Genomic DNA, 23643 nt, shown 5'->3' with positions numbered 1-23643 from the left:
CTGCCGGATCAGGGATAAGCGAGACGATAGAACGCCGCGCCATGGGCTGAATTGATCAGGATATTGGTACTCGTCACGAGCTCGGAACCCGGCACCGCCATCCAGTTTGTGGCCAATCCGCCTCCCGGCGCATTCGTCTGAATTTGCAAGCGCCAACCGAGATGGTCGTCCGGCCATGAAAGCGCTAGTGTATTGCCAGAAGCGGTCATTATGATATTTGCGGGAGTTTGAGACGCGGCTGAAATAACGTTGCCGTACACATAACATTCGTAAAAGGACGGGTAACCGCCCGCTTGACTGCAACCGGTTACTGTAATGCGGATGTAGCGGGCGATTGCGGTGAATGTATCGGTGGTGTTGGCTTTCAATGAATTGCCTGTTGCATCCACTACCATGACATAATTCACGTCATTGGTGCTCACTTCTATCTTATATTGGTAGCTGCGATTGGGAACACCATACCAATTGATTGTTACAGCTGTTAAGTTGCAGTTGTTTTCAAGATCTGCACGCCACCAGGAGGGATAGGCAGGACTATTTGCGGACCAGCGCGTGCCGGTATTCCCATCATTGCCTTTGAATGGTTCTCCCGGCAGACCGGAATCATAGCTACTCGCCGTCGCCGGTTTGCCTCGAGATAACAAACCGGTGAGAACCTGCCATGAATTGCTGACCAACGTGGCCGTAAATGTAGAGGTTGAATCATTTTGAAACGCCGCCTTGTTGGCATTCAGGTTGGTCACATTGTTGTATTCAAACAATCCAGTGCCGGTGACCCCGGACGGAATCCAAATACCCTGCTGTGCCGGGCGATCAATCACGTTGTGTGAAACAATTAAGGTCTCGAGTCTCGCGCCAATGTCGAGGCCTGCGCGCAGGGAAGCCCGAATGATGTTGTTCGTAATCGTCGCTCGCGTGTAAGCGTTGGAGAACGTGGCTGTGCTCGAAAGAGAGCCCACATGCATCCCGTGCCGGTCGGTGCTGTTCCAACCGCCGCCTCGTAAAATCACATTTCCGGAGATCAAGGCAGAATCCAAGGGATTTCCGGTATTGCCGAAAATACTCACTTCCATTCCATTATTTGCCGAGACACTGTCCACCAGATTGTTTTGCACAACCACGTTTGTGCCGCCGGCGACGCGGATGCCATTGGCCCAATAGGTGGCAATCGAGGTATTGTTAACAATTTTTGTGTTTTGCATTTGCGGATTGGTGCCGCTGGCACCTGCATCGGAATAAGTCGCGAAGCCGTCGTCGCCCGAGCCTCGCACGAAGTTATTCGAAGCGGTCAGGCTGATGCCCAATTTTGATAGGTCAGGAGTATTGCCGTTGTTAAGGTTAATACCGTCCCCCCAACTATCTGCCACTCGACTGTCCCGAATGATTCCGTTGCTGCCGCTCAACCAGTTGGCATCACAATGCTGCACCCAGACCCTCTCGATCAGCCAATTGTTGCCGACGGCAGTAAGTCCATAATCATCGCCGCTGATTCCGCCGATGTCGCGGTAAATGGCATTGGAATCAATCGAGATATCGCGCAGCACCGAGTTGGTATTTAACTGGATGTTCGATCGCCAGGGAGTTGTTTGGGGAGGGAGGGGAATATTCTTATAAACCATCGAATGCCACATTCCGGCTCCTTCGACTGTGACGCCGCGTAAATCCAATCCTCCTGAAGTGAGATTGTTTACCATGTATTTGCCCGGTGGGATCCAGACCGTTTTTCCCTGCGACCGTGCGGCATTGATGCAGTTTTGAATGGCTGTCTTCGAGTCGGTCGTAAAATTAGGGTCGGCTCCATAAGTCACAATCGACAGGGAATTGCCTGGCTGTGTTCGGGACGGAGGAGCATTTTCCAAATCAATGGAATCTATATCGTAGAACGCCGCCGTATTGGTGGCATCGTTTTGAAGCGTGATGACACTTCCTGCGGCAACGGGAGTTCCGGCAATTAAAGCCCGATCCTCATTGTAGAAATGCCAGGGTGTGCCGCCGCCGTTGGGATCATCGGGAGTTGTCGTCGAGTTGCGGTAATTCCAGGATTGTTTTGAGCTCAGAGTAATCGTCTGCCGAAAAATTCCATCCACGTACAAATTAATCGCGGCCGTAATGCCCCCGCCATTGGTGGCATCAGGAATGCAGTCGCGGATGACAATGGCGTTGGCATTGGCCACAGGGTTTGTCCAACTGATGGAATCATCGGCATTGGTTAGCAGGACGCAGGCAAGTCCCGATGCTTCGAGTTCCATTGTAGGGGCATTGGGCACGGTTGTTCCCGGTATAAAGGCACGCACGCTTGCGCCGCCACCTGGAGTGCCGGCCTCTGCTTCGAGCGTGGTAAAGGGAGTATTCGCGCCTGCAGCCCTCAGATGATTCGCGCTCGAGCTAAACAGCACCAACCCTATGACCAGGACCACCAACTGAAAGCTGCTGTTTCCAGTCCTGCATTCCCGAATTTTATTGCTGGTCTTATGGCACATCATGGATGGATGAGACGATAGAACGTCGCGACACGGGCTGGATTGATCGAGATATTGGTACTCGTCACAAGTTCGGAACCTGGCACCGCCACCCAGTTTGTGGTCAATCCGCCTCCCGGCGCATTCGTCTGTACTTGCAAGCGCCAACCGAGACAGTCGGCAGGCCACGAAAGCGTTAGTGTATCGTCGGAAATCAGAATAACGATGCTTGGTGGCGGCAGCGGCGCCTGCGTTGTGGCACTGGCTTGTGGAGAGTTGGCGCTTTCACCACCTGAGCCCATGGCTGAGACCACGTAATAGCAGGTCGTTGAAGCAGACAATCCCATGTCGCTGTAGTTAGTGTCGGTCAGGCCGGTCGCAATTGTGGAATAAGGCCCCCCGTTGGCTGTGGAACGCTTCACGTTATAACTGTTTGCACCGCTTGAAGCGTTCCAAGAAAGATTGATCTGGCCGGGGGAAGTAGCCGTGGCGATCAAACCTGTAGGAACAGGCGGAGGGGGTGGCATCGCATACACGTTGAACTCATGAATGCTCCAGTAGTTACCCACGCTTCCGGTCTGTGTGATTCGGATGTAACGGGCGGTTTGGGTCGCGAACTTAATCGTAGTCACTGCCGAAGAAGCAACTCCGGTGGCCACCGGATTCCCCCAGTTGACTCCATCATTAGAAACATTGACTTGATAACCGCGCGGATAATCATTCAGCGAAGGAGTGGCATCCAAAATGAGCTTGTAAAAGCTCTTCACCGATCCCATATCCACCTGAAACCATTGACCAGGGGTTTGGGCTCCGGAAGTGTCCCAACGCGTGCTGATATTTCCATCGATAGCCCTTCCCGCGTTGCCCGAATTCACCGAGGCGCTGGCCACCCATCCTGTCCGGCCTAAAAGGATGCCTGTTGGAGCAGCGCTTGCTGAAGCAGAATCGGTAAGACTTTCTCCCGCAGCATTCACCGCGGACACCACGTAGGTATAAGCATTATCCGGGGCAAGGCCAACGTCTGTATAATTGGTTGCAGTGACTCCTGTGGCGACGATTGTGAAAGGCCCGCCATAGGCTATAGCGCGCTTGACGTTGTAGCTGGTCGCCCCGAATGAGGCAATCCAGCTCAATGTAATCTGCGTGTTTCCCGCTATCGCGGTCAATCCTGTCGGTGCAACTGGTGGCGTGCCGGTTGCCGTCGGAGTAAGGCTGATTTCCGTCGAGCCAGGGCTTTCTCCAGTTCCGTTGAAGGCAGTTATAACATAGTAGTAAGTCGTGCCGTTTACGAGATCGGTGTCAACGGCATTGGTGGTGGCGGAAATGACAGCGTTCATGTATGGCCCGGCACTGGCAGTCGCGCGCTTCACGTTGTAGCCGGCCGCGCCCAACACTGGCGCCCAAGTTAATTTCGCCGATGAATTGCCCGCGGTCGTCGCCAGTCCAGTCGGAGTGGCTGGCACAGTCGCCACTGCCGCGCCCAAAAATCCGTCCAGTTTCCTGCTTGAAGGCGTTGAACCGGACAGCCCCCAGGCGTAATTTTCGCCCACGGCGATTTTGGCCAGATTTCCATCAATCGAATCCCATCCGCCGATTCCGGAGGCGCTCCTCCGAAAAACATTTCCGGCCGCATTGATACCCCAGACTTCCTCAGACCCGACGGAGATTTGGGTGATATTTTCAGAATTGGAAACCTGGGTCCAGGAAACGTTCGTGGTGAGACTGTGATAGATATTGGTGCCGCTGACTCCCCAGATAAAGTTTCCTCCCGTGGAAATCTTATCCATCGCAGGTCCTGGTACCCGGGTCCAGACGTCACCCGGGGCATCCAGTTCATTCACCCGCCTCCTATAGATTAGGCCTCCGGCATCCAGTGCCCAGACATCCGCCGCATTAACAGCTAGTTGAACCATGTTGCCGCTTTGCAACGTCCACGTTGTGTGATCCTGGGCAGCCCATCCATAAGGCAATTTACAAGTGTATACGGAAGTCCCATTGATGGCCCAGGCATGATGCTTGCCGACAGACAGGCAGGTGAACTTTGAAATGCCATTCATGGACACCGACGTCCAGGTGTCCGGCGCGCCATCACTGATAATGTGAGCCCAGACGTGGCCGACAGAATCCAATGCCCAAACGTCAAAGAATCCGGCTGACAGTTCAACCAGATTTCCGGGACCGATGCTCTTGTTCGTCCAGGCGCTTAAATTGTGGAGCGGCCGGTAAACGTCCAAACCGGTGGTTGAATACCATTGTCGTCGATACGATCCACCGAGGTTCTCGTGGAGGGTCGTTTTGTAATATGAATCACAGCTTTCAGCTTCGAACATGAGTGACTCGGTCGTGGGATCGGCGTACTGGCGCATGGCCGCGAGGTGCTGATTTGGAAAGTTCCATCCCGGAGCACAACTCGCAAAAATGGGGCTGCCTTCGGGAATGTTGAAGAATCCCTCCTGGTGTATCAGCCTGGTGTTGGCAGCACTGGCTTGAGCATAAAAGTTCAAGAGAGTGGAATTTCCGTTCGTGTCGAGCGGAGACTGATAATCCGGATCGCCAGCATCGGATCCCGCGGGCGTCCCGGTGTTGGTGACGGGGTCCCAATCGTTTGCCCAGACCGTGTCGATCCGCTTCCGGCTTCCACATGATGAGAATCCCCATCGCGTTCCATCCGTGAAGACGCGCGATGTATACAGCGCCCCGCCCCAGACATACCAGGGTGCCACACCCCACGCCTGGGCTTGCGCGTTCGTATCAGAGTCTGGAGAAATAATGAACAATGGATTCAAACCATATCTCGCAATCATCCGGTTACGAACATTCGTAAGAAACAATGCCATGTTACCATCCTGCACCATGTTTCCAGGATGAGCGGTCCAGATGTTGATAATGGGACGCAATGGGAATGGCTGGTAAAGCAGCGATGCCGGCACGTTGTCAAACCAGGGATTCAGCCAGTACTGCATTACATAGTCCGAAAAAGCGGACGAGCCCCATGAAGGATAGCTGCCGTAGGTTTTGAAATAGTCGTCAGCAACAGGTCCGTCTTCAAAAAACATTCCGATTTGGAGAGAACTGGCTGCTTGAGGATTGCGAGCGACGGCCTCGACAAATTTTTTAAGCCACCGTCCTTCGAATGCGCCATCACCACCAACGTAACCTCTGTCTTGCAGATCGTGAGTGAAATCAATGGTTCCCCGACAGTGGATCAATGGCACCTGCGCACGTGACGCCATGAGTTGATCCACCATGATGTCCCAATAGCGATCGGTTCTGCGGTCAAAGTCCTGGAACATGGGCGCCCGATACCAGTTCCGCAATTGATAGTCCGAATAGGGCTGGCCATTGGCATCCTTTTGAGGGTACGCACCGAAAATGGATGAGGCGTCATTGGCGTTAAACAAAGAATTGTGTTCGGATTGTTGGTTAAAAGACACGATTGGGGCGATCAACATGCCGCTGGTAGATGGCCGTACGAGGACTGTATCCGATGCTTTGAGGATGGAAGTCGTATCACCATCCTTCCGAAGAATCACCCAATCCAAAGAAATTCCTGATGTTTCAAACACGATTCGGAGAGTGTGGTAACCTTGAGATAAATTCGCAGTTCCCAGATGAACAAGGCCAAACGAATCCACTCGACCGGTATTTGGCACGCCCACGCCAGGGCGAATATTGACCCCGTCAACTTCCAAATGCATGGTCGCACCACCAAGGGGCGAACCTGCATTGGCGGTGAATCGGTAGCTTCCCGCCGACAGCCAAATATTTGTATATTGAATCCACTCTCCCGGGGCAGTGTTGCCGACGTACCAGCCACCTCCAAAACATCGCAGATCGGCCAAAAGCAAGCTTATTAGAAGAAATAAACAATGTCTGAGCAATGGCCACCTCATATGCAAGTCTTCACAAGCTCGCGTCGATATGATTGGTGTCGGCAGCAAACTTGTAGTCGATCGGTGCGGCATGGCCATCGACAAAATTAGCATTGCCCTTCCCACGGTGCCGGATAGTAATCGTGTTAGGAGGAACCCAGCGTCCGTCATCCAAAAAAACTGTCGAGCCTGGCGGGGCATCGCTCGCCGAGGCAGGTTCTTCCAAAAGCATCAGCTTGTTGGAAGGATTGCGAATACTTGAAAGTCTTTGCGGAATAAAACTGCCGGTCACGGCATACGATGAGGCTGCTCCCATGAGAACTGTACCAACAGAATAACCATTTATGGTATAACTGTAGCCATACCATTGTCCGCCAGCAGCCATCACGGCTTTTCTTCCGGTATCATCTTTATCCATAGGGCAACGCATGGAATTGGTGTTTCCTTTGATTGCAATCAATATGGGGCTTTGAGCGACGTTAAATCCACTTCCTATTTGCCACCAAATCCAATCTTCATTATTATGCCCAATCCTTGAAGCATCGGCAGGCATGGTATCACGGAAATCTTCGACGTACATCATGAAGCCGAGACCAAGCTGCTTTTGATTGTTAAGACAGGACACCTGAAGAGCCTTTTGTTTTGCTCTGCTCAAGGCGGGAAGCAACAACCCCGCAAGAATGGCTATGATGGCTATAACTACTAAAAGCTCAATAAGGGTGAAGCCTTTATCACGACGGAACAGGGTTGATGGCTGGCAACGGACAGCGGTTGGAGTGATCATTGTGAAATTTATCTTTGTTAGCTGCGCTTGAAAGGACGGCACGTCGCAGCCAAGCGCAGATGCGACGTGCCTGTTACAACATTAAGGTTTTGCCTTCATAGGGTCTTATTTATGACAGATCAGGTTTTATTGATTGCTGAATACTCTTGAGGAGAACCGACTGGCTATCTGCTTCACCAAAATCTTTCTGACGAGGGTCGACGATTCTGCTGATCCTGGCCGGAACAATTTTCGGTTCATGGGTATGGAAGATGTTACACGATGTCCACACGCTCTGCCATACCCCGAAACTGGGGGATGGAGGTTAAACGCGTTCACACGACAGCGTTGACCATCTTAATTAAACTGTTTCGGGGATGCTCCAACGGGCCGTCAGTCATGGCACTGTCACGCGAAAAAAAACGGCTGGGGCTTCTCGATTCACTGGAATAGTCGCATTGAAAGCACCGCCGGCATCAAATGCATTGGTCAGCAGGGAAATCCACAACGGATCAGCCAGGTTTGTCGAGCTCAAGATCCGATAGGAGCCGGATGTCGGGCCGTTGGTTCCAGATAAATTGAGGCGGGGTCCGTCATAACTAATCGTGAGAATCATCGGAACCGGCGGTGACGGATAAGCCAGGCTCACCTTCTTGCCCACGACATCGTCAATGATGACCGCACCTGACGGAACCGTGCCGGCCACAAAATTTCCCGCACCGCCGCGGGTGCCTGAGTAGGTCAACAACACACTGGTGCCACTGGATGGCGCGTTGAACACGTTGACGGTTGCATTGCCGTTCAGCGTCAGATTCTCACCACTGATCAGGGGTGCAATTGTGTTACCCAGGTTAGCCAAGTCAAAATTCAACTGCGGGCTGCCGCTGCCCAAGGTCAGTGTGCTGACTGCCAATGAACTTCCGACAGTCGCCTGGCGCACTTCGAGGATGCCGCCGTTGTTGATATAAGGCATCGAAACGTTATTGGTTGTCGTCAGACTCAACGTTCCGGCATTGATGATGTTACCGCCGGTGTAGGTATTGGCTCCGCTTAAGGTCAGTTTGCCACTGCCCGTCTTAATCAACCCGCCAGTGCCGGACACACCACCGGAGAGAGCAATGTCTTTAGCATTGTTGCCGGCATCCGCCGCTTGGAAGGTGATGTTCCCGTTCCCATTGGCCAGGCCCATCGGCTCGGACGAGGACCAGTTGCCCGCCGCTCCGATGACGCCCCCGGAAAGGGTGATCGAGCTCGCCAGGGTTCCCAGCGCATTCCTGGAGATCCCGCCCGGACCCACGTACAGCGTTCCGCCGGTTACATTCAACGCGGCGGACGCTCCCGGAATGAAGGTCCCACCGCCCCCGAACTGAACGGCGCCGGCCAGCAATGTTCCCCCCGAAAGATTGACCGTCCCTGCTCCGCCGGAACTCGTCGCGCCATGGTTGATGTAAAGGGTGTTCCCACCCAGATTAAAGACTCCACCCTCCACCGTGAGCGTGCCCTTGCTGCTCCCATCAAACCCGACCCGCAGGCTGTCACCGCTGGCCGCCGTCAAGGTGACCGTGCCCTGTTTCAACTCCCAGGTTCCGGCGCTGCCGGCCCGCCCGATGAAGGAGTCACCTCCGCCGCCACTCGAGGTGGCCTGCGCGCCCGCGCTGTTGAGGGTGTAGGTGGAATTCCCCCCGTAGCCAACCATGATGCGTGCGGTGTTGAGCGTCGCCGCCCCCTGGGTCACCGGGGTCTGTGTCCAGAGCACGAAGTTCGGCCCAGCAAACGTGCCGGCGTTCAAATCGACGGTGCCGCCACCTGTAAGGATGGTGTTGCCGGCGAGCGTTGCCCCGCCGGCGAGGCTCAGCGTCCCGGCACTGCTGACCTGGAAGGTGCTGGCAAGGCTGGTGGTCAGCGCGTTCTTGAGCGTGGCCGTCACGCCCGCATTTACCATGAGAGGAGTGCCGCTTCCCGAGAGGGTCAGCGTGCCGTTCGTCAGCGTGTAGCCAGAGGTGCTGAACACCACATTCGAGGCGAAGAGGCTGTTCCCACCCAGATTGATGGTGTAATTACCGGCGGTCCCCGTTCCGAATATGGCACTGTCGCTGGGACTGTTGGTCCAATGGCCGTTGACATTGGCACTGCCGTTCCACCAGTTGCTGGCGGTCAGCCAGCTTCCGCTCCCATCAACAGGATTGGGACCTGTCGTGCCGTTCGCATCCCAGGTATTTGTTGAAATGGGAACTCCGCCGGTCGGAATCGCGCTGACTTGAAATGAATTTGGCCCTTCTCCAAGGAGGTTGGCCGCTGACACAACATAGTAATAGGTGGTGCCAACAATCACATTCGCATCCACATAATTAGCTACACCGACGAGATTGGAGGCCACGGTTGTGTAAGGTCCACCGCTTATGCCGCTCCGTTTTACATTGTAATGAACTGCAACCATCGGGTTCCAAGTGAGAGCGATTTGGCTGGGCTGCGCCGTCGCCATCACCCCGGACGGCGCTCCCGTGATCTGGTAGTTGGCGAGCACGGACACATATTCCTGAGCTTGTGCCAAGGTCGCCGTCGAACCGTTGACGGTGGAGAAGAGGTTGGTATCGCCGCTCCAATGATGAAAAGCCAGTCCGGTGAGATTGCTGGCTGTGATCGCAACTTGGGATCCCAAGGAATAGTAACCCGTCCCCGTTCCTGAAATCACGACCAACCGATTGACGGGGTCGCTGCGGAAAGATCCCACCGGCACGCCGTTGGTGACAGCGCCAATCGCATCCGTGATTTTATTATAAAGGTTGCCGGGGGGATTGCTGCCCCACGCGTAACGCACCGCCACAGGCGTCGTCACACCCGCACTGGTAACGGTCACCTGATTGGTCGCGGTTATCACCGCGCTGGCGGCAAAAAAGACCTTGTTCGCACCGCAGATCGCAAAGCCGCCCAAGGCTCCGCCCACCGTTTGTTGAGCCGGACTCAGCGGCGACAGGGTTTTCGTTCCGGCCATCAACCCCGCACCGACATTCGTGAAAGTGCAGATGATGGTGTTCCCCGAGACCATGGTTCCGGCCAAGACGGGGGCTTGATCGACGATCTGCTGCCCATAGACCAGATTCGCCGCGGCCCACGCGGCGCGCTGTCCCACATCCTGCTTGTCAATGGGATGGAGATCCCCGTTGCCGATATCAATCGTGGTAACGAGACGGGCGCTGGCGTCATTCAGCACCGTCTTCAACTGCGCTTCGCGAAGCTCCGCCCAACTGCCTGTCTCCACCGCCTGGGATTGTGTGTTCCCAAAGTTCGGCAATTGAATGATGACGAAAGGCAGATTTGGCTGTCCGAAAAGCGAGCGCCAGTTGCTCATCAACCCCGGCAGCAGCCGGCTGTATTGTTCCGGCCAACCGACATTGTACTCCCCCTGATACCACTCGACAGCCTTTATTCTAAAAGGTGAAAGTGGCCGGATCATCGCATTATATGGCCCGGAAATCGTATCTCTTCCCGGCGTCTGCCCCGCCTGATCAAAAATGGGTTGTGTGAAATCGCATATTTCGGAAACAAACAGCGGGTCGAGCCAGCTTTTGATCTCCGACCCCGCCCACGCGGAACGAATGATCCCGATTGGAATATGTTGCTGCTTGTAGATCTCCCGGGCGGTGAAGTAACCCGCTGCCGTAAAACCTCCCGTAGTTGATGGACCGGCGCCCTGCCAGGAACCGCTCGGAAGATTGGTTTCGGCCGTGAGCGATGAGGTAAAGGGAACACTGAAATTTCGGATCGCCGGATAATTTGCCGAATCGGCAATCTCTGCCGCAAGGTTGGTCACACCGATTTCATTCAGCGAAAACTGCATGTTGGATTGACCGGCGCATAGCCAGACATCGCCGATGAGGACATCCGTGAGCGTCAGGGTGGTTGCCCCATCGGATATCGTGAGGCTGTAAGCGGCGTTGTTGGCCACCAATCCGAAAGGCCCTACGGTCACCTGCCAGCGACCATCCGAACCGGCAACCGCCGTCTTGGTCTGAACCAGTGCGGCATTTTGGTTGTAAACTTTCACTGTCACTGTGATGCCAGGTGTAGCCCAACCCCAGAGCGGGTCATCGGCATCACGCTGCAACACCATGTGGCTGGAAAACAACCGATGGGGACTCAAGGGTGCGGCATTCGCCTCGATGGTCAGACCGCATCCAACCAACAGCAATGCCAACCATCGTACGAACGCAAACGAGGGTTTCATGTTGCTATCTTCCATCCTCTCCCAAAACAAGCAACACTCTTGCTGGGAGGTATGTATGTCTCTGTTGTTCTCCGGCCAGATTTGCAACTTTTCCTGTCCATGCGCATATGATCCCCTTGTGCTGATCATCAGGTGGCATCATTCTGGCGTCTGACTCCATTCCTTGGCATCGAACGATGGGGCGCAGATGGCCGAGGTTGCCGAGGCGCCATTATCCATAGTGCCACTGAATTTTCCGTAGAACTGTCCCCAAGAAAGCTGGCTGGGTAGCGAAAAAGCGGAATGGCCATCCACATAAATGACATCCACACGTTTGTTATGCTTGGCATACGCGGTCTGAAGACGGGGATACTTATCGGAACCGCTGCCCGCCCAGACGATATCCAGCCATGCCGCATCGCCGCTGAGATCGCCTGCGGAGCAGTTGGCTGGGTCATTGGAGCCGCTCGAATCCGTGCTCATCACCATGTCCGACGGTTTGGCTGAGCTGGCAATTTTGAAGGGCTTGTTATTATAGGAGCCAGCAGTGACAGGAACGCCAAACACACCCACCAGGTTGAACCCGTAGGAAAGAAAACCCGTTATGCTTGGATCAAATTCCCCGGGTTCAGATTTATAGGTCAGGCCGCGCCTGCGTTTAGGGCATACCCATACTTTGTTGTTTGCCAACTGAGACACCAACAGCGGGGCCGGAGTGTTTGGAGTTTTTTTGTCAGCGCGAAACCACTCTCCTCCGCAGGCCAGTCCCTTCGCATTATTATAAGGACCTACCTCCCAACTGACGCCGGGCGGCATCGGAAAGCAATCACTGTTATCTCCCGCATATATGATCACGGCAAGGCCTATCTGCTTTGTATTGTTCAGGCAGGCAACGCCCAGTGCTTTATCTTTCGCTTTGCTCAACGCCGGAAGCAACATGGCTGCAAGAATGGCAATGATAGCGATGACAACGAGCAATTCAATCAGGGTGAACCCGCGATCAGGCTTTATTTTCCTGATCGTTTTTGTGTCTTTCGTCTTCATTGTTGCCTTTTGTTCCACCTGGATGAGGCGGGAGCGGCGTTTGCAGCCGTTCCCGCCCATCAAGCTTCGATAAGTCAGATCCATTGACCCGCTCAAGGAAGACGGAGCCGGAAGAACACCGTCGAATTGGTCGGATTAATTGTCAGATTAGTTGACGTGACGGCAGCGCTCCCTGGCATGTCAAACCAGGCATTGCTGTTGTTCACCAACCCGGTGCTCAAGGCATTGGTCTGGCTTTGCAGAATCCAGCCCAGGTTCGTTGGCCATGATAATGCCAGCGTGCTGCCTGAAACACTGGACTGAACATTGAACTGAATAGGGCCGGGCAGCGGGTTGATCGTCGACACAGGAATGACCTGCAGACTGCCCGAACCTGTGATATAGTGCGGATCCGTGATTGCGTTGTAGATGCCAGGGGCTTTGCTGACTCCACCCAAGACCAGCGTGCTCACCGTGTTCGTTTCTGAATTTGCGAAGTTCAAATTCAGAATAGCGTTGGTGCCAAGGGTGGCATTGGTGGCAACGTTCACTGCGGAGTTGGTTGAAAGGCTGGGAAAAGCGAGCACCAATGTGCCGCTGCTGACAGTTATATTGCCCGTATAATTATTACTGTTCAACAGGCTCAACGTGCCCAACCCGGTCTTCACCAATGATCCCGCGCCATCGATGGTGGCGGCGATGTCCAACTCCGCGTCCGCAGGCGGGACATCAAATTGGCAGTTTACGTCGTTGAGCGTCAGCGTGTTGGTAGGATGAACGCCAGTCGTTCCAACGATAGTCAAGGTTGAGAGGGTCCCGCTGGCACCATTGCGCAATATCCCATTGGTGATTGAGAGCATGTCGAGCGTTTCGCTCCGCCCATTCAAGTCCAACACACCACCGGAGCTTAGTCGTGTCTGGACATAAGTTGTGGGTGAGTTTGCAATCTGGTTGCCGGTGTCGCCGGTGATGCGAACCACTGAATTGGATTGGACCAGCAGGCCCTGACCGCCGGTCCCGACCGCCACACCAGCACCTTTGGCCAGGTCAACCTGGCCTTCATTGATAATTCCCGTGAATTGACTGCTCGCCCCGAAACCACCGATGACCAGGGTACCCTTGCCAATCTTGGTAATCGTGGTGTTGCCGGAGACAATGTCGCCTTCAGTGGTCAGGGTGTTGGTGACGATATTCCAGAACATAACCTGGCCATTGTTGGCATTGATCGTCGCCGGTCCAAGATCCAGACTGCTGGTGCCAAGGAAAGTAAAGGTCCCACCATTGGCAATTGGGATCGAAACAGAAAGAACCCCGCCCAACGTGAGATCCGAGCCGCTCACGTTATCGATCGCACCGCCGTCGATGGTCAGGATGCCGTTACCAGCGCAGTTGGCACTTCCAAGGTTCAATACCCCGGAGCCGAGCTCCAAGCCCCCGGCAAAACTGTTATCGGTCCTCAGGGTCAATGCGCCATTGCCGGCTTTGAACAGCTTGTAGCCGAGTCCGTTGTCGGAAATCGTTCCGCCGACTTCGAACGCATTGGAGACAACCGTCAATGTCACGACGCTGCTGCCCAAAGTAACCGCTCCCGGGCCGGTGTTGAAGTTGGCCGAACCCACGAAGGTCCAGTCGTCGAGCCAATATTGGGGGATGGGCGTCAGCAACGTAACCGCATGACCGCTGGTGTTGTCAATCTTTGCGCCCAGGACGTTGGTCAGCGGCCCCGTGCCGATGGCTGAATTCAGGCTGCCGTCGCCACCGTAGTTGATGTTCAACTGGCCGGCGTTGATGGTTGTGCCACCGGTGTAGGTATTGGTTGTCGCCATCGTGACCATGCCAGTGCCTGATTTTGTGAAGGTCGCGCTTCCATCGATGCTGCCATTGCCTGCGAAGATGTAGCTCTTGGTCGTGTTGTTTGCCGTAACGCCGGCAGGATGCACGATGCTGTTCAGCGTCACGGTGATCGGCGAGGTTCCGCTGGCCGTGTCGTCGAATAGCAGGCTCTTGGTTCCGTCATCTGGGTTGTAGGTGGCGGGACTGCCAAGTTGAGTCCAGTTCGGGGTACCATTGATGTCCCAAACGCCGTTGCCCACTCTCCATGAAAGGGCCGGATTCGCGCCACTGGTCACATGCAACACGATGCGCTTGCTGGCTGTGTTGTTCACAATCGTCGCGACTGTGCCGGGCGGCAGCGAGACAGGCGTGGTTGGTGGAGTGCCGGAGAGCGTGCCGGTGTATTGGATAAGCGGATAATCGCCGACGGGGATGCCGCTGCCTGCAATAGTAACCTGAGGTGTGACCGTGAAGGTAAGGTTTCCATTGACCTGGATCGGCGCAACGGTTGTACTGGGCACGAAAGTAAGGTAGTTAAAGTCAGCCGTGGGTGTGCCGGCGGCATAGGTCAGATTCCCGATCGACCAAAATTGCCCCACGTTGGCCACCTGCACCGTGTTTACCGGCGAACCTGCCGAGCCATCCAAAACAACGGGACCATTTGTCGGCGACAAGCTGGTGATGATCCTCAAAGTTCCGTCGCTGACCACGGTGCTCCCGGCATAGTTGTTGGCGCCACTCAATTGCAGCGTGCCGCCACCCGTTTTGTTCAACCCACCTGGGCCCGTAAGCGCACCGGAAAGTGAAATATTAAAGGGCGTGGTGTTGGCATCAGCACATTGGAAGGTGATGTTGCCGTTGAGCGTATCCAGCATCATCGGTACAGATGAAATCCAACTCGACAAGGCCCCCACGGTGCCGCCCGAGAGTACGAAGTAATTGGTCGGGGGGAAAACCGTGCCACGGCTGACGCCAATTGAACCACCTGAACCAATATAGAGAAATCCGCCGGAATTGGTGAAGGCAGCCGTGCCGCCGTTGAAGGTGCCGCTGGCGGCTCCGATAAAAATGCCGCCCCAGGCATTGACCACGCCGCCGGTCTGGGTGAACACCGCCGTCGCGCCCGCCGGAGAACCCTGCTGGGCCAATTTGATCTGGCCGATGGCGGTGCCGGAACCCACCGCGCCCACATTCAGGGTGCCGCCATACATTTTGAATGTGCCATGCGGGGTGCCGCCGGATTCACTCTCGATCTGGACGTTTTGCGCCGCAGAAACCGTCCCGACGTTCATCGTGGCGCCATTTTGCAGTATTACAGTCCCATTCCCACCCCCACGGGAAATCTGGAGCGAGGTATTGAAGTTCATGACCGTGTTGGGGCCGTCCAAAACGAAAACGCCGGTGTTGTTGTTCCCCGAACCCGGAACGGCACGGCCGACCTGCCAGGTGGCGACACCCGTGGATGTACCGTTGGTCTGCCATACATTGGCATCAATGGTTACCACCGAACCCGCAGTATTACCCCCCAACAAGAAGGTGCTGCCATTAGTGCTGTTGAAAACGATCTGGTCGCCGGCGATATTGCCATTAACCGTCATCGTGGCTGGAACGGGGCCGGTGCCCAGTTGCCAGAATTTGGCGCTGTTGTTCTGCGCAAAATTGTTGTTGAAGGTTACATTCTTGCCGTCGGCAACCAGCAAGGTTCCAGAAGTGTTCAGGAACATGGAGCCGGGGCCGTTGAAGGTGTATCCATTGGCGTTTATGGCCAGATTGGTGAAAGCGATTTGACCAAGATCAAGTGATATTTGATAGGTGCCAGCCGCGGCATCCGGGCCATTGAATATGGCACCGTTAAGCCCCGCGGTGGTGCTGGTCTGGGTCCAACTCACATTGCCGCTGCCGTTGTTCCAACCAAGGTTGGCGGTATCGGTATTCCAACTGCCACTCGCCGGATTAATGGTCGCACCGTTATTGGTATTGCCGGCGTCCCAAGTCAAATTCGCTGCCGAGACGCCGCCCATTGAGAGTAACATCAGGCTCAATGCGAGAATTGGCTGCCGAATTTGGACCAAATGATCACTCAGCTTCCTGGGCAATCCTGGATTCATGTTGGAAAGATGTGTTGTCTTCATGGGGTCTTATTTGTGACTGATCAGGTTTTTATTGATTGTTAAGATGGTCTTGAGGGAGAACGGACTGGTTATCTGCTTGACCAACATCTTTCTGACAAGGGGGCGACGATTTTGCATCCTCCGGAAAACGGTGACGGCTGAAAATCGGCGCAATCCGGGGTGATAAGGAAGCGGCTCTAATGGTCATAATATCCAGATGTTTGCTGGGGCTATTCGGTTCATGGGTGTGAAAGATGCTACTTGATGCCCACACGATCTGGCTATACCCCGAAACTGGGGGATGGTTTGCCACCGCGCCAACGAGTCTTAAGACAATCAAAGCTAATCACCCAATCTCTCCAATCCACATCCTCAGCTTTCAGCATCGCTCTGAGTCAGTTTGGAAGGCACTCAAATGCCAGAGCAAATTGTAGTACGCCCGGCGCTCAGGATTCCTTTCCGTTTGATGCTTCCTTGTTGCTTCTCGTCAGGGAAGCTAACCCATATCCAGGACAAATTATGTAGACGCCGTGAGCAGACGTTCGTCGGAACTCCATCCGAAGTGTTCAGCCTGGGTTTCAACCACCGCCAGCGGCATCAACGATTTAAAAGGGTGGTAATTGGTGGCATTTTTCCCATCAACGCCAGGTCGTCTCCCGCTTGTTGGTGGCGATTGCCTCCACCTAGACATTGACCAAAGTTCGTTTCTGGATGGTTGGATCAGCCGCCTAGAGATAAACCCGAGCCATCTGGCGGTTCATGATCGGTTGACGGGCTGCCTCGTTTTTGGTGTGGAGCAAGCTCCTGGCCTGCTCCTCATCGCGGGTGCGCAGGCTCTCCAGCGTGTTCGTCTCCGAGTCCTGAAGATAAAAAATCCCGTTGTCTCGCCGGTAAATCCAGAATCGCTACTTCATAGTTGATCCACTACGAGGCTAAAGCAATCAACTCCTGGCGCGTTAAAGGATAGTGGGCGAACTCGCGCCGCACTTGCACTGAACACGCACGAATCATCACCAGCCAGAGATTTTCTCTGGCAATGGAACCCGCGAACCCTCCAAAACTATTGAAGCCCAAGCATTCAAGACTTGGAGGCGAGGGTCGGAATCGGACTTACTTCCTTGCGAAATTGCTATGTTACGTGAACAGGTGAGCCATGTTAATCGGAGCACTGGAATATTAACATCTGATCTAAACAACCGATTTTAAGTTCTTATTGGACGCGCTAGTTTCTAGGCAAAATGAGTATGGCTCGAAGGAAATTTCCTAAGTTATTGCAAATCAACAAAAGATAATTTTCAAACGCTGTGCTAGTTCTGGTGCTAGAAAGGCTTCTGTTTCGAACGCCCAAGGCAGGCGCTGCTTTTTCGCAGGAACAGCCGTTTTGATCAATAGAATCAATGCTTTCGTTGCAATGGGATGAAACGGGAAGGAAGCGGGTGAAAACGATCAGAACAAAAACCTGAATCTAGCGCGTCTGCCAATTCCGCCACGTGGGCTATCTGATTACCAACAACTTGCGTCAAACAGAGCAATGTTGCTCTTAGCTAAAATAGACGCGATTGCCAGCATCGACAACATCAATACCATAAGGTCATCAACGAGTGCAAGCGCCCAATTCGCCGATCCCGCCGCCCCGTGATGGTCATCCGTGATGGTCATATTACACTCGTTCACTGTCGGACGCGGTAGAAGCTGGTAAAATTGGTCGCGTTGGCATCGGTGAAGAGGAACGAACCGCCGCTCTGCATGTTGGTGTAAACAGCGGTCCAGTTCACCAGGTTGGAGGAAGTCTCGACCACGTAATTCTGACCATCCGTTCCCGCAAATTGCAGGCTGAATTGTCCGTTCACAGTCGGTGACGCAGTCAGAACGATGGGTGGCCCAAAAGGCGTTGCGCTGGCTTCAACGGAGTTGGCGCCCTCACCGCTGGCATTGACCGCCGAAACCACATAGTAATATATCGTCGCGTTGGCCAGTCCCGTATCAAGGTAACTGGTCGCAGTTGGACTGGCCACGATGGTGTACGGCCCGCCGCTGGTTGTCGAACGCTTCACATGGTAACTGGTTGCCCCCGCACCGACTGCCCACGCCAGACTCACTTGCGCGTTGCCGGGCGTCGTCGTCAATCCCGTCGGCACTCCCAACGGCGGCGCCATGACCACGGCAATTTCGGAAGCGCTCAACCCGCGATTATAGACGCGCACATCGTCCAGTGTGCCCAGGAAATAGTCGCCAGTGGCGCTGCTGCCATTTTTTGCGCCAATCGCCAGCGCATCGGTTGTGATCCCATTGGTGCCACTGGCCGCCAGGCTGGCCTTGCTCACACCGTTGTAGTAAATCACCATGGTGGTGCCATTCCACGTCCCGGCGACGTGAACCCACGTGCTAACGGCCGGCAAGGTCGTGGTCAGTGTGCCGACCCCGCTCAGGTCAAACTTGAACACGCCTCCTTCGGCCAGCAATCGGTATTGATTGTCACCATCGCCCTTCTGCAGAACCCGCCGGTTCCCGCTCCAGTTGGCGGCATTAACCCAGGCGGTGATCGTAAGCCCGCTGGTCGGGTCGAGACTGGTCGCATCCGAAACGGAAACCATCTGCAAGTTTGCGGCATTGAGCTGAAGCGCTGCCGGGCCGACTTTGCCCGGAGCTACCCAGCTTGGACTGTTTGCCAATGTGCCCACATTGTTATTGCCGGAGGAATCAGCCGCGCTGATTCCCGAACCCTCGTCAAACTTCCAGTAACCGATCAATCCATTGGCGACGGTCGAAGGGGCCGCGCTCACCTGCCCGCTGTTCGCGCTCGGACCGTGCGAATTCACCGCGGAAAGCACGTAGTAATACGTCGTGCCGTTCACCAGTCCGGCGTTGATGTAAGTCGTACCAGTCGGATTGGCCACGGTCGTGTAGGGGCCGCCGCTGGTCGTGGACCGCTGCAAATTATAGCTCGTCGCCCCAAAACTGGCGGTCCACGTCAAGGTGAGCTGCCCGTTGCCCGGCATAGCGTTAAACCCGGCAGGAATCGGCGGTGGCCCCACTGGCGTGCCAATGACCTGGGGGGAGTTGGCACTCGGCCCGCCGCTGCCCACCGCCGACACCACATAAAAATACCCCGTCCCGTTCACCAATCCCGCATCCTGGTAATTCGTACCGGTCAGGTTGACCGCCAGCGAATAATACGGCCCGCCACTGGTCGTGTAACGCTTCAGGTTGTAGCTGGTCGCTCCTGAAACCGCGTTCCACGACAAACCAACCTGCGCATTCAAGCCGTTCGTCACGACCAGCCCGGTCGGCGCGCTGAGTGGCGCGTAGGTGAAATTCGTGGGTGCCGAACTGTTGCCGTTGGCCGTCACCACCAGCGAATACGTCCCAGACGTCAAATTAGCCGGCAGTGTAAATTCCGTCGTGACCACCCGATTGCCGGTGGCCACGCCGGTGCTGTTCCATCCGTAGGTTCGAGCATAATAAACATTGCCGGTAACGCTATTGGTCATTCGCACCACTGGATAGTTGCTGTCCATCTGCCAATCGTCCCCGTACGACGCACCGCCGGTGATGCCGTTGAGCCCCGTGCCGGTAAGATGATACGAGCCGTCCACATTTTCCGTGATATTGCTGATGACCGGCAATCCATTCGTCAACGGTGTGCCATCGGGCGCGTAAACGTAAACTTTGGTGCTCCCCTGCCCCCCGATGAACAGCACGTTTCCATCCGGCAGATCGAGCATGGCGCTCGCAAACGGAGCGTTGTTGTAGGTCGGCCCGGTCGGACCATCCACCTGCGTGAAACCGTTGGTCGTGTAGTCGTACTCATAGAAATAAGTTGGGGAATTAAAACCATTCGTGGGACCAAGCGCACAAAGCACCCTGCCGTTCACCATCAGGGCAGATGGCGCGTCAACCGCCCCCAGCGCATTCGTTCCGAACATCATCGTGGGACCAGCCGCCCAGGTACCGGCAGCAGTGCTGCCGCTCGGGGTGTAAATTGCCGTATTGACCGTGCCGCCGATGAAAAACACCTTGCCATTTGGCAGCAAATGCGTCGCCCCCTCCTCAAAACCATAGCCGTAAAGTGCCACCGGACAGGTTGTGTCTGAAATCCATTTGTTTTGCGCGGGAATGAAGCGTGATGCGGTGTTCGCCCCGCCATCCACTGTCAGGATGCTGTCGTCCGGGAGTTTGACCCAGCAGGCTTCCCCTTGGCCCCGCAGGGCGTTGACCGAAATCCAACTATTGCTGGCAACGCTATAAACGCTATGCTCCAGTACAACATTTCCGTTGGGCAGCATCTTCGATTCCGCATCCGAGTAACCAATCCCTGGAAGCGGGGTCGAGGTCCAGGAATTTGCCAACGGATTGTATACTTCCGCCCTTCCCCTGCCCGTGCCGTACTCGCCGCCGCAGACAAAAACATTGCCGTTGGTCAGGACTTGCGATGCATAGAACAGGCGGGTGTCGCGCATTGACGCCATGGTGGTCCACGTCCCGCTGATGTAGCTGCCATGAATATCCGGTGTCAGCCGATACCAATTCTTGCCGCCGTCTCCGCACATCACCGTCCCATCGCCCAACAGAAGGGCGTTGTTAAGACCGGCCGGTGGCGCATGCGTCAGCGCGGTCCACGTCCCCGCTTCCGCGACTGCCCCAAGGAACATGAGCATGCAAACCACGCCAAACGCCGTGGCAGTTCCTGAGGTTGTTTTTCGCGTTGCGCGAACATTGGTTTGGAATTTGCATGAACGTTTGTCTGATCCGGGCAGTACAAGCGATAGACTCATATAGATTAAGAGCATTACGTTTTCTGATTAATGACCTCAGCGTGCCGGTGGTTCTATTTGTAGCACACTGTATCTGAAAGGCGCATACTAAATCGCACGTGGAGAACAATTTTGCAATCCGTGGACTTTAATCTCGGCTACAATCTTGCGCAGTAGTCCTATGGAGATGAACCAGGGCTCTTTGCCAACCGCCTTTCTCGAACGCTGTAAAGTGCTGTAAAGAGAGTGCTCCCTCGCACACGATGCAGCGCAGAGGAAATCCGGTGAATTTACGAGTATTGCTACCCGTGCCTGGATATTACAAACCCTCTGCTATGCCTTTTTTTTCACCTCGGCAACCCAGGGTTGATTGTCGAGATACCACTGGACGGTTTCGCGAATGCCCTGTTCGAAGGTGTGGGCGGGGACCCAGCCGAGTTCGTTTTTGATCCGGGTGGCGTCAATGGCGTAGCGCCGGTCATGGCCGGGCCGGTCCTTGACGTAGGTAATCAACTGGCGGGAGTTGCCGCCCACCTGCGGGGCCAGTTCATCAATCAGGTCGCAGATGAGCTGGACGATGTGGATATTGGCCCACTCGTTGTGGCCGCCGACGTTGTAGGTCTCGCCCTCCTTTCCCCGGGTGAGTACCTGCCAGAGGGCCTGGGCGTGGTCGCGCACGTAAAGCCAGTCGCGCACATTCAGGCCATCACCATAGACGGGAATGGGTTGGCGGGCCAGGACGCTTTGAATGACCACGGGGATGAGCTTCTCCGGGAACTGGAAGGGGCCGTAGTTGTTGGAGCAATTGGTGATCACCGTGGGCAGGCCATAGGTGTGGTGGTAGGCGCGCACGAGCAGGTCACTGGAGGCCTTGCTGGCCGAGTAGGGGGAGTTGGGCGCGTAAGGAGTTGTCTCCAGGAAATAACCCGTGGCCCCCAGGCTGCCATAGACTTCATCGGTGGAAATGTGGTGAAAACGTTTATCCTTCAGATCAGTGCCCCAAAAACCGCGGCAGGCTTCCAGCAGGTTGAAGGTGCCAACGATGTTGGTCTGGATGAAATCGCCCGGCCCGGTGATGGAGCGGTCCACGTGGGATTCGGCCGCCAGGTGCATCACGTGGGTGATGGCATGTTTTTGCACCACCTCCAGGACGGCCGATTTGTCGCGGAGATCGGCTTTTTCAAAGACGTAATTGGGATGCCGGGAGACCTGCTCCAGGTTGGCCAGGTGCCCGGCATAGGTCAGGGCATCGAGATTGACGAGCCGCGTAATCCCGGGATTATCAATGATGAGCTGGATGAGGTTGGCGCCGATGAAGCCCGCGCCGCCGGTAATGAGTAAATTCATGAAAGAGAGCTAAAACTTATTCGGGTTTCCAATGGCGCAGGGAGTATTCGAGCGCCTCCTGGGCGCTGCGGATCTTGACGCCCGTGGCCAGCAACTTTGAGGTGTCCATGACGCAGTTGGAGCGGGGAGTCTTGGCTGCGACCTGGTAAAACTCCTCGTCGCTTTCCCAGAATTCAAAACGACGGCTGGGTTTGAGGATGCGCTCAATGGCGCTCACCACCTGGCGGGTGGTGAAAAAGCCCGGGTTGGTGACATTGTAAATGCCAAAGGGGGCCCGGAGCTGCCACAAGTCCAGGCAGGCGCTCACAAAATCGGCGCGCTGGGAAATGGAGTTGACGTTGTCATAAACCTTGGGATAGCGCTGGACCTTGGTCAGGTAGTTGCGGGCGTTGTCGCATTCATCAAAGGGAATGCGCAGGCGCCAGATATAGCTCTGGCCCAGGTCCTGGATGGCCTCCTCCGCCAGCGCCTTGGTGCCGCTGTAGAAGCTGCAGGGCGGCTGGCGGAAGGAGAAATTGGGCTCGTCATTTTCCGTGAAGCCCAGGATGGCCTGGGGATTGGAGGCCACCAGAGTTTTCAAATCCGGACGGGTAAGGTCCCTTTCCACGCGCAGTTCAGTGCCCACCCTGATCTTGGCCCCGGAGTAGATGCAACCCGAGGAGACGTGGCCCCAGGGGACCTGGGCCGCGGCACAGGCCTGGGCAATGGTTTGGGGCAGGAGGGTATTGCCCTGGAGGGTGTCGGCTTTGGCATTCTCGCAGGCATCCACATTGGGTTTGCCGGTATAACCCGCCGCATTGACGACAAACTCCGGTTTGGTGCGCTGGAGGTGCTTGAGGAAGAGCTCGAATTTGGTGTAATCCAGTTCCTTGCGTGAGAGCGCGGTGAAAGGCTGGTGGCGCCTTTGGAGTTCCGTGGCAAAGGCCTGGCCGATGTAGCCGGTGGCGCCGAGTAAAAGAATCATGGGAGGCAACTAGGGTTTCAAGCGTTTGGTTTCCGCCACCAGGGCGCCGAGGTAATCGCGGTATTCGCACTTGGGGATCTTGGCCGTGAGGGATTCGAGCTCATGGAGGGAAAGAAAGCCGCTGTGGAAGGCGGCCTCCTCCGGGCAGCCGATCTTGATGCCCTGGCGCTTCTCAATGGTCTGGACGTAGGCCGAGGCTTCATGGAGGCTGCTGCTGGTGCCGGCATCCAGCCAGGCAAAGCCCCGGTTGAGCCGGTGCACCCGCAACTGGCCGCGGTTTAAATACTCCACGTTCACGGCGGTGATTTCCAGT

Annotated in this window: 10 protein-coding genes; all 10 read right to left on the bottom strand. The window is 55.4% G+C overall.

What is annotated here, in order from left to right; genetic code table 11:
- Nucleotides 1-8 precede the first annotated feature (8 nt).
- Nucleotides 9-2483, bottom strand: coding sequence for a discoidin domain-containing protein (locus CFLAV_RS13525; RefSeq protein ID WP_007415302.1), 2475 nt, complete (start codon nucleotides 2481-2483; stop codon nucleotides 9-11).
- Nucleotides 2480-6301 carry a DUF5010 domain-containing protein gene (locus tag CFLAV_RS13520; RefSeq protein ID WP_160164577.1) on the bottom strand — a complete coding sequence of 1274 codons (3822 nt, stop codon included), beginning with the start codon at nucleotides 6299-6301 and terminating at the stop codon, nucleotides 2480-2482. The genes CFLAV_RS13525 and CFLAV_RS13520 overlap by 4 nt, the downstream gene beginning before the upstream one ends.
- Nucleotides 6302-6362: 61 nt before the next feature.
- The gene (locus CFLAV_RS34900) at nucleotides 6363-7115 is read right to left on the bottom strand and encodes a type II secretion system protein (RefSeq protein WP_007415300.1); all 753 of its coding nucleotides are present in this window, start codon (nucleotides 7113-7115) and stop codon (nucleotides 6363-6365) included.
- Nucleotides 7116-7491: 376 nt separating this feature from the next.
- Nucleotides 7492-11319 (bottom strand): sialate O-acetylesterase, encoded by a 3828-nt coding sequence (locus CFLAV_RS32285; RefSeq protein ID WP_160164576.1) that lies wholly within the window; start codon nucleotides 11317-11319, stop codon nucleotides 7492-7494.
- A gap of 138 nt (nucleotides 11320-11457) precedes the next feature.
- On the bottom strand, nucleotides 11458-12342 hold the full coding sequence (locus tag CFLAV_RS36930; protein ID WP_083808935.1) for a prepilin-type N-terminal cleavage/methylation domain-containing protein: 885 nt from the start codon (nucleotides 12340-12342) through the stop codon (nucleotides 11458-11460).
- A 92-nt stretch (nucleotides 12343-12434) separates the two neighbouring features.
- Nucleotides 12435-16286: a beta strand repeat-containing protein gene (locus tag CFLAV_RS13500; protein WP_007415297.1), complete on the bottom strand. Its 3852-nt coding sequence runs from the start codon at nucleotides 16284-16286 to the stop codon at nucleotides 12435-12437.
- Nucleotides 16287-17935: 1649 nt separating this feature from the next.
- The gene (locus CFLAV_RS13495; RefSeq protein ID WP_007415294.1) at nucleotides 17936-21055 is read right to left on the bottom strand and encodes a LamG-like jellyroll fold domain-containing protein; all 3120 of its coding nucleotides are present in this window, start codon (nucleotides 21053-21055) and stop codon (nucleotides 17936-17938) included.
- 297 nt (nucleotides 21056-21352) lie between these two features.
- The gene (gene rfbB / locus CFLAV_RS13490; RefSeq protein ID WP_007415293.1) at nucleotides 21353-22366 is read right to left on the bottom strand and encodes a dTDP-glucose 4,6-dehydratase; all 1014 of its coding nucleotides are present in this window, start codon (nucleotides 22364-22366) and stop codon (nucleotides 21353-21355) included.
- A gap of 16 nt (nucleotides 22367-22382) precedes the next feature.
- Complete coding sequence (locus tag CFLAV_RS13485) at nucleotides 22383-23330, bottom strand: SDR family oxidoreductase (protein WP_007415292.1); 948 nt, start codon at nucleotides 23328-23330, stop codon at nucleotides 22383-22385.
- Nucleotides 23331-23339: 9 nt separating this feature from the next.
- On the bottom strand, nucleotides 23340-23643 hold a 304-nt coding region (locus CFLAV_RS13480), incomplete at its 5' end, for a sugar phosphate nucleotidyltransferase (protein WP_040548653.1).

It is taken from the genome of Pedosphaera parvula Ellin514 (assembly GCF_000172555.1).
Lineage (GTDB): Bacteria > Verrucomicrobiota > Verrucomicrobiia > Limisphaerales > Pedosphaeraceae > Pedosphaera.
This window is presented reverse-complemented; position numbering and strand designations above follow the sequence as displayed.

Excerpts from the sequence above, each read along its gene's own strand:
- CFLAV_RS32285 (WP_160164576.1), bottom strand. The coding sequence starts at position 11,319 with ATGAAACCCTCGTTTGCGTTCGTACGATGGTTGGCATTGCTGTTGGTT.
- CFLAV_RS13495 (WP_007415294.1), bottom strand. The coding sequence starts at position 21,055 with ATGCTCTTAATCTATATGAGTCTATCGCTTGTACTGCCCGGATCAGAC.
- CFLAV_RS13500 (WP_007415297.1), bottom strand. The coding sequence starts at position 16,286 with ATGAAGACAACACATCTTTCCAACATGAATCCAGGATTGCCCAGGAAG.
- CFLAV_RS34900 (WP_007415300.1), bottom strand. The coding sequence starts at position 7,115 with ATGATCACTCCAACCGCTGTCCGTTGCCAGCCATCAACCCTGTTCCGT.
- CFLAV_RS36930 (WP_083808935.1), bottom strand. The coding sequence starts at position 12,342 with ATGAAGACGAAAGACACAAAAACGATCAGGAAAATAAAGCCTGATCGC.
- CFLAV_RS13525 (WP_007415302.1), bottom strand. The coding sequence starts at position 2,483 with ATGATGTGCCATAAGACCAGCAATAAAATTCGGGAATGCAGGACTGGA.
- rfbB (WP_007415293.1), bottom strand. The coding sequence starts at position 22,366 with ATGAATTTACTCATTACCGGCGGCGCGGGCTTCATCGGCGCCAACCTC.
- CFLAV_RS13485 (WP_007415292.1), bottom strand. The coding sequence starts at position 23,330 with ATGATTCTTTTACTCGGCGCCACCGGCTACATCGGCCAGGCCTTTGCC.